The sequence below is a fragment of the Thioclava sp. ES.031 genome, from assembly GCF_002563775.1.
In the GTDB taxonomy this organism is placed as follows: domain Bacteria; phylum Pseudomonadota; class Alphaproteobacteria; order Rhodobacterales; family Rhodobacteraceae; genus Thioclava.
In genome coordinates, this window is the sequence record NZ_PDJO01000001.1 from 3,329,113 (window position 1) to 3,343,526 (window position 14,414).

Consider the following 14,414-nt stretch of genomic DNA (forward strand, 5'->3'; position numbering starts at 1 on the left):
GCCCAAGGATGCAAGCCACCAATGGAAAGCTTTCTCTTTCAAGCCACCTTCTACCTGCTCGCGATGGTCATCGCGGTGCCACTGGCCACCCGTGCGGGCCTCGGCTCGGTGCTTGGCTACCTGATCGCGGGCATCCTGATCGGCCCCGCCACGGGCCTCTCGGGTGCGGAAATGACCGATCTCCAGCATTTCGCGGAGTTCGGCGTGGTGATGATGCTGTTCCTGATCGGGCTGGAACTGGAGCCGCGCGCGCTTTGGGCGATGCGCGACAAGCTGATCGGCCTTGGCGGGTTGCAAGTGCTGGTCACGATGGTCCTCGTCACCGTGATCGTCATGGCGATGGGCGAGGATTTCCGCGTCTCGCTGGCGATCGGGATGACGCTGTCGCTGTCATCGACCGCAATCGTGCTGCAGACGCTCAACGAGAAGCGGCTGATGCAGACGGCGGGTGGGCGCTCCTCGTTTGCGGTGCTGCTGACGCAGGATATCGCGGTAATCCCGATGCTGGCGCTGATGCCGCTTCTGGCGCTGCCCGGCGCGCGCGCGGTGGCCAAGGCGGGGCACGGCGATCATGTCGTGGCGCGTCTGATCGACTCGCTGCCCGCCTGGGGCGTCACGGTGATCACGCTGGCCGCCGTCGTCTTCACCGTGCTGATCGGCCACTACGTCGTGCGCCCATTGTTCCGCTTCGTGCAAGGGGCGCGGCTGCGCGAGGTGAATACGGCGATGGCGCTGCTGATCGTGGTCGGCATCGCGAGCCTGATGAACCTCGTGGGCCTCTCGCCCGCGCTCGGCACCTTCCTCGCCGGGGTCGTGCTGGCCGATAGCGAGTTCAAGCACGAGATGGAATCCGACATCGAGCCCTTCAAAGGGCTGCTGATGGGGCTGTTCTTCATCACCGTGGGCGCGGGCATCAATTTCGACGTCATCACCGCGCAACCCGCCAATATCTTCGCGCTGGTCTTCCTGCTGGTCGCGCTGAAATCGGCGGTGCTTTACGGCCTTTCGGTGCTGTTCAAGATCCGCGGGCCGGATCGCTCGCTATTCACACTGAGCCTCGCACAGGCGGGAGAATTCGGCTTCGTGCTGGTCTCCTTCGCGGTGGGGCAACGCATCCTGCCGAATGCCCTGGCCGAGAAGCTTCTTGTGGTGATCGCACTGTCGATGCTGATCACGCCGCTCCTATTCATCCTGCACGAGCAGATCGGGTTGCGGCTGCGCAAGCCTCCCGGCCCGGACCCGGACGCGATCGACGAGCAACAGACGATCATCATCGCGGGCGTCGGCCGTTTCGGTCAGGTGGTGAACCGGCTGGTGACGATGTCGGGGATGCGCACGACGGTTCTCGACTCCGATCTCAAGACGATCCAGCTGATGCGGACCTTCGGCTTCAAGGGCTATTTCGGGGACCCGACGCGGCCCGATCTGCTCGCCGCTGCCGGGATCAATCAGGCGCGGGTGCTGGTGGTGGCGCTGGACGGGCGCGAGCAGACGACGAAGCTGGTGGCCTATGCGCGCCGGATCCGGCCCGATCTGCATATCGTCGCGCGCGCCCGCGACCGGACGCATGTGTTCGACCTGTATCGGGCGGGCGCGAATGACATCGTGCGCGAAATGTTCGACAGCTCGCTGCGCGCCGGGCGCTACGTGCTGGAGAATGCGGGGCTCTCGGCCTTCGAGGCCTCCGAGCTGGAGAAGCTTTTCTTCAAGCTCGACCGGGCCGCGGTGCGCGATCTGGCGCAGGTCTGGAAGCCGGGCGTCCCGGTCGAGCAGAATCCCGACTACATCGCGCGCACGAAGGAGCTCAATGCCGAGCTGGAAGCCGCGATGATGGAGCAGTTCCGCCGCCGCGGCGAGCGCGACGAGAGCGACCGCGAGACGCCGGGCAACGAGAAGACCGGCCCCGAAGCCTGACCCTCCCCCCTGCCCTGCGCGCATGAAAAAACGCGAGGCCCGCAAGCCTCGCGTTGGAAAAGTTCCGCTATTGTCGGGATCAGGCGGCGCGGCCGACCAGAACCTCGTCGACGGTCTTCGCGGCACGCTCTTCGTCGGTGCCCGAAACGGCGGCGACTTCGCGGGTCAGACGCTCGAGCGCGGCTTCATAGAGCTGACGCTCCGAGTAGGACTGCTCGCGCTGATCGTCGCTGCGGTGCAGGTCGCGCACCACTTCAGCGATCGCGAGCAGGTCGCCCGAGTTGATCTTCTGTTCGTATTCCTGCGCGCGGCGCGACCACATCGCCCGCTTGACCTTCGCCTTGCCCTTGAGGGTCTCAAGCGCCTTGGTCACCATGTCGGGCGAGGAGAGGCTGCGCATCCCGACTTCGGTCGCCTTATGCGTCGGCACACGCAGGGTCATCTTGTCCTTCTCGAAGGAGATCACGAAAAGCTCGAGCTTGAGCCCGGCGATTTCCTGTTCTTCGATGGACATGATTTTCCCCACGCCATGCGCCGGGTAGACGACGAAATCGTTGGGGCGGAATTCGGTCTTCTTGGTCTTGGTCATGCGGTTCGTTTCCTTGCAGCCGGTCACGAACCCCGGTATCCAGCGAGCATAGGACGCCCACGGAGCTGAATAGCTCCGCGTTCGTCAGTCAGTCACGAGATCTCTTTTGCGGGCGAGCAGGCACCGCAGAAGGTGGGGTCGAACTCATTTTGTAACAGTAATATAGCAAAAATCGCGCGCATTTCAAAGCGCCTTACTGTCGCGCATGGGTAATATCATACGATTTCAGTGGGTTATGCGGCGCATTTTGACAGATTGCCGCAGCGTAAACCGCCCCAATTCGCTCAGAATCGGGCAAATTGGTCAGAATCACCGACCCGTCAGTCGCCTTCGCCGGGGGCCTCGGAGAAATACTTCTCCAGCTTGCCACTCTCGCCGTCATGCTTCTCGGCGTCCGGCATCGGATCTTTCTTCTGGGTGATCACCGGCCAGAGTTCGGAATATTTCCGGTTGAGTTCGACCCAGGATTCCATTCCCGGCTCGGTATCCGGACGGATCGCATCGGCGGGGCATTCCGGCTCGCAGACGCCGCAGTCGATGCATTCGTCAGGATGGATCACCAAGGTGTTCTCCCCCTCGTAGAAGCAATCCACCGGGCAGACCTCGACGCAGTCGGTATATTTGCAGTTGATGCAGTTATCGATGACGACGTAGGTCATTGGTGAAACCCCGATTGAACAGCTTCCTGACCCGTCCTAGCGGGGGATGCCCCCTCTTTCAAGAGAGAGCCCGAGCTTTTCGCTGCGGCATTCCGCACAGCCTACCCGTCCGGTTCGAGCAATGCGTAAAGCGCCTGCGCCTCGACCGCCGGACCGCGCCGCGTGCCGCAGTCCAGCACCCGCAAAACGCAGATCCGCGCGTCCTGCCCTTTGCCAAGCCTGAGCGTCAGCACGTCGCCCGGACCGATCGCTCGGCCGGGCTTGTCGATGCGCTGACCGTTGACGCGCGCCTTGCCACCCTGCACCAGCTCCTGCGCGAGGCCGCGGGTCTTACAGAACCGCGCCTGCCAGAGCCATTTGTCGATGCGGATGCGCTCGGGCGCGTCAGCCATGGCGGGTCGTTACTTCTTGTCCTTGAGGGCTGCCAGAACCGCGAAGGGGTTGTCCGGATCGACCGGCTTATCCTTCTTCGGCGGACGGGCCTCGAAGTTGCGCGCACCTTGCGGCTTGCCACCCTTCTTGCCCTTGTGACCGTCGCGCTTGCCATGCGGCTTGCCGCCGCCACCCTTGCGCTCGCCACGGTCGCCACCGGGCTTGCCACCCTGCCCCTGTTCGCGGCGCGGCGGACGGTTGCCACGCGGACGCGGCGCCCAGGTGAAGGTGTAGAACACCTCGACCTCGTCGCTGGCCACGTCACCGGCCGCCACCATGTCGCCGCCGGCCTCGGCCGCAGCCTCCGCCTCGGGATGGGTCTCGGCAGGCTGCTCGCCGCCGCCGGCCTCGGCTTTCGCCTCATCGGCCTGCTCGGTCTTGAGCGCCTCGGCACCGGCTTGCTCTTCGGCCTTCTCGAGATCGGCGGCTTTCACCTTCGCGCGCTCGCCCTTCTCGGCCTTGTAGCCCAGACCGCCCATCAGATCGGCGAACTGGTCCAGCGTCATGCCGGTGATCGAGAGCATGTCCGGATTGGCTTCGAACCCGCCGCGGCTGTCCTGCGTGCGCAGCAGATCGGCGAGACGTTCGAGCATGTCGATCCGGATCGCCCGCGCGCCCGAGGGACGGTAGCCCGACAGGCGGTAGGTCTCGGCATCGAACGCGTCGATATTCGGGATCGTCACGAGGCCCGGAGGCGGGCTTTCGGGGAATTCATCCGCGCCCGACCACAGCGAGGCCAGCACCAGCCGCAGCCGCGTCGGCGCGGGTTTGAGAAGCGCGGGCATGAAAATCGTATACTGACCGAAGCGCACGCCGTGCTTGCGCAGGCTGCCACGCGCATCCTGATCGAGATCCTTCACCTCGGCGGCGACCTGCTCGCGCGGGATGATGCCCAGCGATTCCACCATGCGGAACGCGAAGCCACGGGCGAGGCCCGTCAGCTCTTCGTCGCGGCTCATCGCCAGAAGCGGCTCGAACAGGGCCGCGACCTTGCGGTCGATGAAATGCTGCAGACGGCGCGTGACCTTCTCGGCCACATCCGCGCCCGCCTCGTCATCGACGAACGCCTGCACGGTCGGCTTCAGCAGATCGGGCCCCTTCACCAGCTTGCCGACAGCGGTCTCGCCCCACATCAGCCCGCCCTGCTCGGTGAAATCCATCTCCGTATCGGGGGCATTGTAGAAGCGGTCCGCGCGCAGGCTGAACTCGGGCGCAAGCGCCTCGTAGGCCGCGCGGGCAAGCATCTTCGCCTCGTCGGGCGAGCCGGTCTCGTCCTGCTTGAACCGGAATCCTTCCAAACGGCCCGCGAATTCGCCTTCAACCGTCACTTCGCCCTTGTCGTTCACCTCGGCCACGAGGGTCTCCTTCTGCTTGAGCCGGCGCATCAACACAGAGGTGCGCCGGTCCACAAATCTTTGCGTCAGCGCGCCATGCAGCGCGTCCGACAGGCGGTCTTCTACAGCGCGGGTCGCCTCGCGCCAATGGCTTTCATCATCGACCCACCCTTTGCGTTGCGCAACATAGGTCCATGTGCGGATGAAGGCGAGACGACGCGAGAGCGTGTCGATATCGCCGCCCGTCCTGTCGATACGCTCGATCTGACGTGCAAGCCAGTCCGAGGGCACGCCCTTGCCCGATTGCAGGAACTCGAAGATGCGCGCCAGAAGCGTTGCATGTTCGGCCTCGGAAATCGAACGAAAATCGGGGATTCGGCAGACATCCCAGAGGAGTTGCACATCCTTTGGGCTGGTGATGCGGTCGCGGATCGCCGGATCGTCAGACAGCACCTTGAGCGCGCGCGCATCGTCGGCCTCGCGCCCCTTCGTCAGCCATTCGCCCTCTGGCCGCGCGTCGAGCGATTGGATCAGCCGGTCCACGGTGCCGAATTCGAGCCGCGCATTGCGCCATTGCAGACGCTGCAGCGGTGCGAAGCGGTGGTTCTCGATCGCGTCGATCACCTCGGGCTGCAGCGGGCGCGCCTCGCCCGTCACGCCGAACGTGCCATCGGTGGTGTGGCGCCCTGCCCGGCCTGCGATCTGCGCAAGTTCATGCGGGAAGAGCGGACGCATCCGCCGCCCGTCGAATTTCGACGTCGCCGAAAACGCGACATGGTCGATATCGAGGTTGAGCCCCATCCCGATCGCATCGGTGGCGACCAGATAATCTACGTCGCCATTTTGATACATCTCGACCTGCGCATTGCGGGTGCGGGGCGACAGCGCCCCCATCACCACCGCGCAGCCACCCTTCTGGCGGCGGATCAGTTCCGCGATCGCATAGGTATTCTCGACCGAGAACCCCACGATGGCCGAGCGCGGCTTCATCCGCGAGATTTTCTTCGAGCCGGAATAGGTCAGCTCGGAAAACCGCTCGCGCTTCGTGAACTGCACCTTCGGCACCAGCGCCGCGATTGCCCCGCGCATCGTCTCGGAGCCGAGGAACAGCGTCTCGTGCAGCCCGCGCGCATGCAGCAGCCGATCGGTGAAGACATGCCCCCGCTCGGGGTCGCCACAGAGCTGGATCTCGTCGATGGCAAGGAAATCGGCCCCGATCCCCGTCGGCATCGCCTCGACCGTGCAGACCCAATATTGCGTGCGCTCGGGCACGATGCGCTCTTCGCCGGTGACCAGCGCCACGACCGAAGGCCCACGCTGCGCCACGATCCGGTCATAGACCTCGCGTGCCAAGAGCCGCAGCGGCAGCCCGATGACGCCGGTGCGATGCGCCAGCATCCTCTCGATTGCGTAATGGGTTTTGCCTGTATTGGTCGGCCCCAGAACGGCCGTGATCCGCCCGCCTTGCATCGCAGCTCCGTTCCAGCCCTTAAAGAGCCGTGCCCTGATGCGCCTTATCGAGGCGCGCAATGGCGTCTTTCACATCCTGTTGATGCGGATTCAAGGCAAAAGACTTCTGATAGGCCTCAAGCGCACGCTTGTCGTCGCCCATCTCTTCGAGGATCGCCCCCAGCCCGGCAAGCGCGCCCCAATGACGCGGCTCCAGCTTCAGGGTGCGCGCGATATCCGCCGCCGAGGGTCCGTAGAGCCCGGCCATGAAATAGGCCGTCGCCCGCCCGTTCCAGCCAGCGGCAAAATCGGGGGCATGATCGGTCAGCGCCGTGAAATGCTCGATCGCGGCCTCGGTGTCGCCCGCGTCCAGCGCGTCCTCGCCGCGTTTGAACAGCAAATCCATCGCCGCCGATCCCGAGCGCGACCACGCCCTGCGGATGTCCGCCTCGGCCCGCGACCAGCCCGGATCGTTCGGATCGGCCAACTCTTTGAAATACGGCTCGAGCCCCGCAGTTTCGGCGCTGGCGGGGAATGCCGCCATTGTTCCCAGCATCGCCGAAAAGCAAAATGCCGTGACGACACATTTGTATCTGTCAAATCGCTGCCACATAAATCATGACTGTAATGCAATTGCCGGAGAATGCGAGAGCCCGGCCATCAAAATTGGAGGACGCGATGAGCGAGGTTATCGACAAGGCCGTTGAGGCGCTGCGGGCGAAACTGCCCGATGGGTTTTCTTCGACTGCAAAATTCGTGATCGAGGATGAAGGCTCGATCATTGCCGACGAGAACGGCGTGCGCGCAGGCGACGACGACGCGGAAGTCGTTCTGACCGCAGATCGCGAGACCTTCGAAGGCATGCTCAACGGCGATGTGAACCCCACCGCGGCCTTCATGTCCGGCAAGCTTTCGGTCGACGGCTCGATGGGCCTCGCCATGCAGCTGGGTGCGGCGCTCGCCTGATGGAACGCGCCCCGCTTTTCGAAGAGATCGCGCGCGGCCCCGAGGGGGGCGCGGCCTACTGGCTCACGGCGGAAGATGGTGTGCGGATACGTTTCGCACATTGGCCAGCACCTCCCCAACCACGCGGCACGGTCTTTCTGGGATGCGGACGCACCGAATATGTCGAGAAATACGGCCCTGCGGCCGCGGAATTCGCGGCCCGGGGCTATGCCATGCTCGCCATCGACTGGCGCGGGCAAGGCTTGGCCGACCGGCTTTTGCCCGACGCGCCCGAAAAGGGCCATGTCGGCGGCTTGCAGGACTACCAGTGGGATCTGCACGCGGTGATCGCCGCCGCGGACGAGCTGGGCCTGCCGCAACCCTATTACATCGTGGGTCACTCGATGGGCGGCGCGATCGCGCTGCGCGCGGTGATGCACGAGCACCACCGCTTCAACGCGGTCGCTTTCTCTGCGCCGATGTGGGGGATCGCCACCTCGCCGGTGCTGCACCCGTTCCGGATCGTGCTCGCGAACCTGCTGGGCGACGGTTTCCTTGCGAACAGCTATCCGCCCGGCATGAACGGCACCACTTACGTTTATCGCGACAGCTTCGAGGCGAACCGTCTGACCCGCGATCCCGAGATGTGGGCCTGGCTGGTCGAACACGCCGCGAAACATCCCGAACTGACGCTGGCCGGCCCGACGATCCACTGGGTCGCCGAAAGCCTGCTGGAATGCGAGGCGCTGGCGGCGCTGCCCTCCCCCGATCTGCCCTGCTATTGCGGCTTGGGCGGGGTGGAGAAGATCGTGCACACGCCCGCGGTCCATGACCGGATGGGACGCTGGCCGAAAGGCACGCTGGACGTGATCCCGGACGCCGAGCACGAATTGATGATGGAAATCCCCGCGACGCGGAAACGCTTCTACGACGGCTGCGCCGCACTGTTCGACGCGGCGGGCGGGCTGGAGGCCCGCGAGCCGGTCAAAGCTGAATCTGCGTGAAGCTGTCGCGCAGCGCGTTCGACCAGGCTTCCGACATTTCCGCGAAATCGCTGTCGCCCGCCTCGATGCGGCGCTGGCTGGAAATCCGGCAGTCGTCCTTCTTGATCACCGCCAGATCGAGCGGCATGCCCACCGAGAGGTTCGAGCGCAGCGTCGAATCCATCGACAGAAGCACCGCCTTCTGAGCGTCGATCAGGTTGGTGTCGGGACGCACGACGCGATCGAGGATCGGCTTGCCGTATTTATGCTCGCCGATCTGCAGGAAGGGCGTGTCCTCGGTCGCCTCGATGAAGTTGCCTTCCGGGTAGATCAGGAACATCCGCATCTCGCCGCCCGCGCGTTGGCCCGCGACGATCATCGAAGCCGAGGTCGAGACCCGCTCGGCATCCATGCGGCTCGTGATGTCCTTGCGCACGCCCGCCATCGTGTTGCCGATGATCTCGGCCACTTTCAGCATCGTCGGCGCTTCCATGATTGAACTGTCGCCCGTCGCGTCGCTCGCATCGGCCGCTTCGCGCAGCCGCGCCAGCGTCGTTTGCGTGACCGAGAGCGAGCCCGCGGTCATGATCGCGATCACCCGTTCGCCGGGCTCCTCGAAGGTGAACATCTTGCGATAGGTCGCGATGTTATCGAGCCCGCCATTCGTCCGCGTGTCCGACAGCAGCACCATCCCCTCGTTCAGCAAGAGGCCTACGCAATAGGTCATGTTCGTTCCCTGATCCGTGACAAGCGCGCAATCTATTGCTGGACTTGGTCCAAGGCAACTGTGACGTGCAGTCGCTCCTCACCCGAGCCTTGGGTGATGCCACGGATCGGCGCGGCTTCGCGCGCATCCAACCCGGAGCCGAGGCGGATGTAGCGCTCATCGGGGCAGCATTTGTTCGCCGGATCGAAGCCGATCCAGCCGATCCCCGCGACCCAGATCTCGCCCCAGGCATGGGCGGCCTCGTGCGGCGTGCCGTCATCTGTCGCGAACAGATAGCCCGAGACATAGCGCGCTGGTAGATCGACCGAGCGGGCCACGGCGACAAGCGCGTGGGCATGGTCCTGACAGACGCCCTCGCCTTGTGCCAGCGCCTCGGCGGCGGTGGTGTGGGAATGGGTGGCCCCCGGCTTGTACTCGATCGCCTCGGAGATCGCGGCGCTCAGGCGATGCGCCCGGTTGAGATCTTCCGTCGCCCCCGAAATGGCCTCTTCCGCCAGCGCCGCCAGACTGTCGTCGATCCAGGTCGCGACGGTCTCGCGCAGGTATGCCATCGGATGCACCAGCTCGCGATGGCCGCGCAGCACGCCCGAGGTATCGAACGTCTCGACCTGCCCTTTCACGGTGATCGCGACCTCGTCGACCGGCGGACGGATCGACCAGCCTTCGACACGGTCGCCCGCGCCATCACGGAACGACCCACCGCGGAGACCGCCTTCGACCGCGACATCCCATTCGATCACGCGCTGGCCCTCGAAGCGCGAGGGGAACATGCGCAAAGATTGCACCGCAGCGCCCATCGGCGCGTCGTAATCATAGGTGGTGACATGGTTGACGGTGAGGATCATCGCGCATCTCCCGACAGGTAGGTTTGCTGAACGAGCGCGGTGAGCTGCCCGATCTCGCCGATGAAGCGGGTGAGGAACTCGTGCAGCCCCTCGTCGACAATTTCGGCGACCTTGGTCTGGTTCAGCTCGGTCATCAGCGCCTTGGCGCGCATCTGCGGCAGGCCGGTGCCCGGCGCGACCTCGTAGAAACTTTCGAGATTGTCGAGATGGTGCATCGCCTTGCGCGTCGCCGACATCAGCGAGCGCGGGCTGGCCGGGTTGAGGATCAGGAAGTGCATGATCTTCGACGCCGTCAACTCACCGCCATAGGCCCAGTGGAAGGCGCGGTAGGATTGCAGCGCGCGCAACAGCACCTGCCATTGGTAATTGTCGAGGCCAGAGCCCACCATCTCCACCGAAGGCAGCAGCACGAAATACTTCACGTCGATCAGGCGCGCGGTGTTGTCGGCCCGCTCCAGCGCATAGCCGAGATTCATGAAGAAGAACCCGTCATTGCGCAGCATCGAGCCGTCCATAGCGCCCCGCAGGAGCGCGGATTGCCGGGTCACCCACTCGCAGAGCTCGGTAATCTCCCATTCCGAACGCGGCTGACGCTCGATCTGGCGGATCTCCTGAAACGCCGTGTTGAGCGTGTCCCAGACCTGACCGGTGATCGCCGTGCGCACGATGCGGGCGTTTTCCCGTGCCCGTTCGATGCAGGAAATCACCGAGGACGGGTTGTCGCGATCGAAGAAAAGGTAGCTCTCTATATTGCGCTGCACCGGGTCGCCGTATTTCTCGGAAAAACCGTCGGCAGTGCCCGAGGCTTGCAGCAGGCTCTCCCATTCCGAGCGGTAGCCATGCCCGGTCGAGGGCGTCAGCGCGATCCGCGCGCCGACCTCCAGAAGCCGTGCCATCGTTTCCGCGCGCTCCATGTAGCGCGCGACCCAGAACAGGTTTTCAGCGGTTCTACTCAGCATCCGATCACTCCGCCAAAACCCAGGTGTCTTTCACGCCCCCGCCCTGCGAGGAGTTCACGACGAGCGACCCTTCGGTCAGCGCGACGCGGGTCAGCCCGCCGGGGACCAGCTCGACCTTCTCGCCCACGAGACAATAGGGCCGCAGATCGACGTGACGCGGCGCCACGCCCTCTTCCACGAAGGTCGGCGTGGTCGACAGCGCCAGCGTCGGCTGGGCGATGTAGTTCTCCGGGTTGTCCTCGATCTTGTGGCGGAAATTCTCGATCTGCTCCTTGGTCGATTTCGGACCGACGAGCATCCCGTAACCGCCCGAGCCGTGAACTTCCTTCACCACCAGTTCGGAGAGGTTTTCGAGAACGTATTTGCAATCGTCCTTCTTGGCGCATTGCCAGGTCGGCACGTTTTCCAAAAGCGGCTCTTCGCCCAGATAGAAGCGCACCATTTCCGGCACGAACGTATAGATCGCCTTGTCGTCGGCCACGCCCGCACCGGGTGCCGAGCAGATCGAAACGCCGCCCGAGCGGTAGACATCCATCAGCCCCGGAATGCCCAGCATTGAATCCGGGCGGAAGCAGAGCGGGTCGAGGAAAGCGTCGTCGATCCGGCGATAGATCACATCGAGTTTCTTCGGGCCTTCCGTCGTGCGCATCCAGCAGAAGCCGCCCTCGCAGAACAGGTCCGGCCCCTCCACCAATTCGACACCCATCAGGTCAGCGAGGAAGGAATGCTCGTAATAGGCCGAGTTGAAATGGCCCGGCGTGAGGATCGCGACCGTCGGCTCGCCCTCGCATTTCGTCGGCGCGACCGAGGCCAAGGTGCGGCGGAGCGCATCCGAATAGCCATCCACCGGCTCGATCCGGTTCTCGCGGAACAGCTGCGGGAACATGCGCATCATGATCTCGCGATTCTCCAGCATGTAGGAGACGCCCGACGGGGTGCGGCAGTTATCTTCGAGCACATAGAACTGATCGGGCCCGGTGCGCACCAGATCGACCCCAACGATATGGCTGTAGATCCCGCGCGGCGGAATGAAGCCCGAGACCGCGCGCTCGTAAGCGTCGTTCTGATAGACCAGCCGCGCCGGGATTCGCCCCGCCCGCACGATCTCGCCGCGCCCGTAGACGTCGAGCAGAAAGGCGTTCAGCGCCCGGGCGCGCTGCTTGATGCCACGCTCCAGCTTGCGCCATTCGGGTTGGGTGAAAACGCGCGGAAACATGTCGAAAGGAATCAGACGGTCGGGATCCCCACCCTCGCCATAGACGGCGAAAGTGATGCCGATCCTGCGAAACAGCGCCTCGGCTTCGGCTTGCTTCATCGCGCGCAGCTCGGACGGCATTTCGCGCATCCAGCCGTCGAGCCCGGTATAGGGCTGACGCACTTGGCCGCCGTCGAACATCTCGTTGAAATACTCTGTCATCGCGCCGGTTAAGTCCCCCTAGTCTTTTATTTATGTCTAGGCCCTGTACCCCCCGAGTAAAAGGCGATGGCCGATGTTATGCAACGCGCCGCGTCAGGGAAAAGTTCATTTCATAGCATCTGCCGCAAAATTGTGCAGTGCCGAGCAGCCCCGCGCCCTTGTCAGGATGGCGCCCCTGACCCTATCTGGAAAGCAACCGATCAGACACGAGGAACCTCATGACGCTCACACCCCGCCGCCCAGTTTTCGATGCGAATTCAAATGCAGGGGCGTTCGGCGATCTGCCCGAATGGGATCTGAGCGATCTCTATCCCGCGCCCGACGCGCCGGAACTGACCAAGGACATGGCGTGGCTGGAAAAAGCCTGCGCCGAGTTCGCCGCCGATTACGAAGGCAAACTGGCCGATCTCGATGCCGCGGGCATGGCAGAGTGCATCAAGCGCTACGAGGAGATCGACGAGAAAGCGGGCCGCGTGATGTCCTATACGGGCCTGCGCTATTACCAGAACACGACCGACCCGGCGCGGGTGAAGCTGCTGTCCGACGCGCAGGACAAGATCACCACCTACACCACGCCGCTCGTCTTCTTCAGCCTCGAATTCAACCGCATCCCGGACGAGACCTACGAGGCCGTCTTCGCCGATTCGAAGGTCGCCCGCTACAAGCCGGTGTTTGACCGGATGCGCGCGATGAAGCCCTATCAGCTCTCCGACGAGCTGGAGAAATTCCTGCACGACCAGTCGGTCGTCGGCGCCGCCGCGTGGAACCGTCTGTTCGACGAGACCACCGCCGCGCTGGAATTCGAGGTGCAGGGCGAAAAGCTGAGCCTCGAGGCCACCACCACCCTTCTCTCCGACCACAACCGCGAAAAGCGCGAAGCGGCGGCGAAAGAGCTGGCGAATGTGTTCGGCGAGAACATCCGCACCTTCTCGCGCATCCACAACACGCTGGCGAAGGAAAAGGAAATCGAGGATCGCTGGCGCAAGATGCCGACGCCGCAGACCGGTCGCCACCTGTCGAACGACGTGGAGCCGGAAGTCGTGCAGGCGCTGCGCGACGCCGTGGTCGCCGCCTACCCGCGCCTGTCGCATCGCTACTACAAGCTGAAGGCGAAATGGCTCGGCCTCGACAAGCTGCAGATCTGGGACCGCAACGCGCCGCTGCCCACCGAGGCCCCGCGCGACATCATGTGGGACGAGGCGAAGGACACCGTGCTGGACGCCTATTCCGGCTTCGATCCGCGCATGGCCGACATCGCGCAGCCCTTCTTCGACAAAGGCTGGATCGATGCGGGCGTGAAACCGGGCAAGGCGCCGGGTGCCTTTGCGCATCCGACCGTGACGACCGTCCACCCCTATGTGATGCTCAACTACCTCGGTAAACCGCGCGACGTGATGACGCTGGCGCATGAGCTGGGCCACGGCGTCCATCAGGTGCTGGCCGCGAAACAGGGCGAGATGCTGGCCAACACGCCGCTGACGCTGGCCGAGACGGCCTCGGTGTTCGGCGAGATGCTGACCTTCCGCAAGCTGCTGGCTGCCGCGAAAACCAAGGAAGAGCGCAAGACGCTTCTGGCCGGCAAGGTCGAGGACATGATCAACACGGTCGTCCGCCAGATCGCCTTCTATGATTTTGAGTGCAAGCTGCATGCGGCCCGCGCCGAAGGGGAGCTGACGCCCGAGGATATCAACGCGCTGTGGATGTCGGTGCAGGGCGAAAGCCTCGGCCCGGCATTCGAGTTCATGGAGGGCTATGAGACCTTCTGGTCCTACATCCCGCACTTCGTCCACTCGCCCTTCTACGTCTATGCATACGCCTTCGGCGACGGCCTGGTGAACGCGCTCTACGCCGCCTACGAGGCCGCGCCCGAGGGCTTCCAGGACAAGTATTTCGCGATGCTCGAAGCGGGCGGCTCGATGCACCACAAGGAACTGCTCGCGCCCTTCGGCCTCGACGCGTCCGACCCGGCCTTCTGGGACAAGGGCCTGTCGATGATCGAAGGCTTCATCGACGAGCTGGAGGCGATGGAGGAGTAATCCTCCCTCGCCTGTCTCAAGACGAAAAAACGCCGCGCGAGGTTCTCAACGCGCGGCGTTTCCGTGACTGTCTCCCCACAAGCACAGTCATCGCCAACCGGAACCTTTACCCCTTACAGGCCCCG

The 14,414-nt window shown here is 64.1% G+C and carries 13 protein-coding genes; 4 read left to right on the plus strand and 9 right to left on the minus strand.

The window, feature by feature from the left end:
* Positions 1 to 21 precede the first annotated feature (21 nt).
* A complete protein-coding gene (locus tag AXZ77_RS15750) occupies positions 22 to 1,914 on the plus strand; it encodes a monovalent cation:proton antiporter-2 (CPA2) family protein (RefSeq protein WP_098411884.1) in 1,893 nt (630 codons plus the stop codon).
* A gap of 79 nt (positions 1,915 to 1,993) precedes the next feature.
* Here AXZ77_RS15750 and AXZ77_RS15755 read toward each other — a convergent pair whose 3' ends face one another.
* From AXZ77_RS15755 to AXZ77_RS15775, 5 genes are all read right to left on the minus strand, one after another.
* A complete protein-coding gene (locus tag AXZ77_RS15755; protein ID WP_075774088.1) occupies positions 1,994 to 2,503 on the minus strand; it encodes a CarD family transcriptional regulator in 510 nt (169 codons plus the stop codon).
* A 320-nt stretch (positions 2,504 to 2,823) separates the two neighbouring features.
* On the minus strand, positions 2,824 to 3,162 hold the full coding sequence (gene fdxA / locus AXZ77_RS15760) for a ferredoxin FdxA (protein WP_078520521.1): 339 nt from the start codon (positions 3,160 to 3,162) through the stop codon (positions 2,824 to 2,826).
* 101 nt (positions 3,163 to 3,263) lie between these two features.
* Positions 3,264 to 3,554 carry an RNA-binding S4 domain-containing protein gene (locus AXZ77_RS15765; protein ID WP_098411885.1) on the minus strand — a complete coding sequence of 97 codons (291 nt, stop codon included), beginning with the start codon at positions 3,552 to 3,554 and terminating at the stop codon, positions 3,264 to 3,266.
* 9 nt (positions 3,555 to 3,563) lie between these two features.
* Positions 3,564 to 6,398 (minus strand): helicase-related protein, encoded by a 2,835-nt coding sequence (locus AXZ77_RS15770; protein ID WP_098411886.1) that lies wholly within the window; start codon positions 6,396 to 6,398, stop codon positions 3,564 to 3,566.
* Positions 6,399 to 6,417: 19 nt separating this feature from the next.
* A complete protein-coding gene (locus AXZ77_RS15775) occupies positions 6,418 to 6,921 on the minus strand; it encodes a tetratricopeptide repeat protein (RefSeq protein ID WP_246831868.1) in 504 nt (167 codons plus the stop codon).
* 134 nt (positions 6,922 to 7,055) lie between these two features.
* Between AXZ77_RS15775 and AXZ77_RS15780 the strand changes: the two genes are divergently transcribed.
* Both AXZ77_RS15780 and AXZ77_RS15785 read left to right on the plus strand, forming a co-directional pair.
* Positions 7,056 to 7,343 (plus strand): SCP2 sterol-binding domain-containing protein, encoded by a 288-nt coding sequence (locus AXZ77_RS15780; protein WP_098411887.1) that lies wholly within the window; start codon positions 7,056 to 7,058, stop codon positions 7,341 to 7,343.
* Positions 7,343 to 8,326: an alpha/beta hydrolase gene (locus AXZ77_RS15785; RefSeq protein ID WP_098411888.1), complete on the plus strand. Its 984-nt coding sequence runs from the start codon at positions 7,343 to 7,345 to the stop codon at positions 8,324 to 8,326. Before AXZ77_RS15780 ends, AXZ77_RS15785 begins: the two co-directional genes overlap by 1 nt.
* On the opposite strand, the gene AXZ77_RS15790 is transcribed toward AXZ77_RS15785, so the two are convergent.
* From AXZ77_RS15790 to AXZ77_RS15805, 4 genes are read right to left on the minus strand one after another with little or no spacing between them, the layout of a single operon-like run.
* A complete protein-coding gene (locus AXZ77_RS15790) occupies positions 8,307 to 9,032 on the minus strand; it encodes a peptidase (protein ID WP_098411889.1) in 726 nt (241 codons plus the stop codon). The genes AXZ77_RS15785 and AXZ77_RS15790 overlap by 20 nt on opposite strands.
* 32 nt (positions 9,033 to 9,064) lie before the next feature.
* Positions 9,065 to 9,877: a transglutaminase family protein gene (locus AXZ77_RS15795; RefSeq protein ID WP_098411890.1), complete on the minus strand. Its 813-nt coding sequence runs from the start codon at positions 9,875 to 9,877 to the stop codon at positions 9,065 to 9,067.
* On the minus strand, positions 9,874 to 10,836 hold the full coding sequence (locus tag AXZ77_RS15800; protein WP_098411891.1) for an alpha-E domain-containing protein: 963 nt from the start codon (positions 10,834 to 10,836) through the stop codon (positions 9,874 to 9,876). Before AXZ77_RS15800 ends, AXZ77_RS15795 begins: the two co-directional genes overlap by 4 nt.
* A 4-nt stretch (positions 10,837 to 10,840) precedes the next feature.
* A complete protein-coding gene (locus tag AXZ77_RS15805; RefSeq protein ID WP_098411892.1) occupies positions 10,841 to 12,253 on the minus strand; it encodes a circularly permuted type 2 ATP-grasp protein in 1,413 nt (470 codons plus the stop codon).
* A 218-nt stretch (positions 12,254 to 12,471) separates the two neighbouring features.
* Between AXZ77_RS15805 and AXZ77_RS15810 the strand changes: the two genes are divergently transcribed.
* Positions 12,472 to 14,289, plus strand: a complete 1,818-nt coding sequence (locus tag AXZ77_RS15810) for a M3 family oligoendopeptidase (RefSeq protein WP_078542116.1) — start codon at positions 12,472 to 12,474, stop codon at positions 14,287 to 14,289.
* Positions 14,290 to 14,414: the final 125 nt, after the last annotated feature.

What these genes read in the sequence shown, in the direction of transcription:
- AXZ77_RS15750 (WP_098411884.1), top strand. Translation starts at nt 22, where the DNA reads ATGGAAAGCTTTCTCTTTCAAGCCACCTTCTACCTGCTCGCGATGGTC.
- AXZ77_RS15755 (WP_075774088.1), bottom strand. Translation starts at nt 2,503, where the DNA reads ATGACCAAGACCAAGAAGACCGAATTCCGCCCCAACGATTTCGTCGTC.
- fdxA (WP_078520521.1), bottom strand. Translation starts at nt 3,162, where the DNA reads ATGACCTACGTCGTCATCGATAACTGCATCAACTGCAAATATACCGAC.
- AXZ77_RS15765 (WP_098411885.1), bottom strand. Translation starts at nt 3,554, where the DNA reads ATGGCTGACGCGCCCGAGCGCATCCGCATCGACAAATGGCTCTGGCAG.
- AXZ77_RS15770 (WP_098411886.1), bottom strand. Translation starts at nt 6,398, where the DNA reads ATGCAAGGCGGGCGGATCACGGCCGTTCTGGGGCCGACCAATACAGGC.
- AXZ77_RS15775 (WP_246831868.1), bottom strand. Translation starts at nt 6,921, where the DNA reads ATGGCGGCATTCCCCGCCAGCGCCGAAACTGCGGGGCTCGAGCCGTAT.
- AXZ77_RS15780 (WP_098411887.1), top strand. Translation starts at nt 7,056, where the DNA reads ATGAGCGAGGTTATCGACAAGGCCGTTGAGGCGCTGCGGGCGAAACTG.
- AXZ77_RS15785 (WP_098411888.1), top strand. Translation starts at nt 7,343, where the DNA reads ATGGAACGCGCCCCGCTTTTCGAAGAGATCGCGCGCGGCCCCGAGGGG.
- AXZ77_RS15790 (WP_098411889.1), bottom strand. Translation starts at nt 9,032, where the DNA reads ATGACCTATTGCGTAGGCCTCTTGCTGAACGAGGGGATGGTGCTGCTG.
- AXZ77_RS15795 (WP_098411890.1), bottom strand. Translation starts at nt 9,877, where the DNA reads ATGATCCTCACCGTCAACCATGTCACCACCTATGATTACGACGCGCCG.
- AXZ77_RS15800 (WP_098411891.1), bottom strand. Translation starts at nt 10,836, where the DNA reads ATGCTGAGTAGAACCGCTGAAAACCTGTTCTGGGTCGCGCGCTACATG.
- AXZ77_RS15805 (WP_098411892.1), bottom strand. Translation starts at nt 12,253, where the DNA reads ATGACAGAGTATTTCAACGAGATGTTCGACGGCGGCCAAGTGCGTCAG.
- AXZ77_RS15810 (WP_078542116.1), top strand. Translation starts at nt 12,472, where the DNA reads ATGACGCTCACACCCCGCCGCCCAGTTTTCGATGCGAATTCAAATGCA.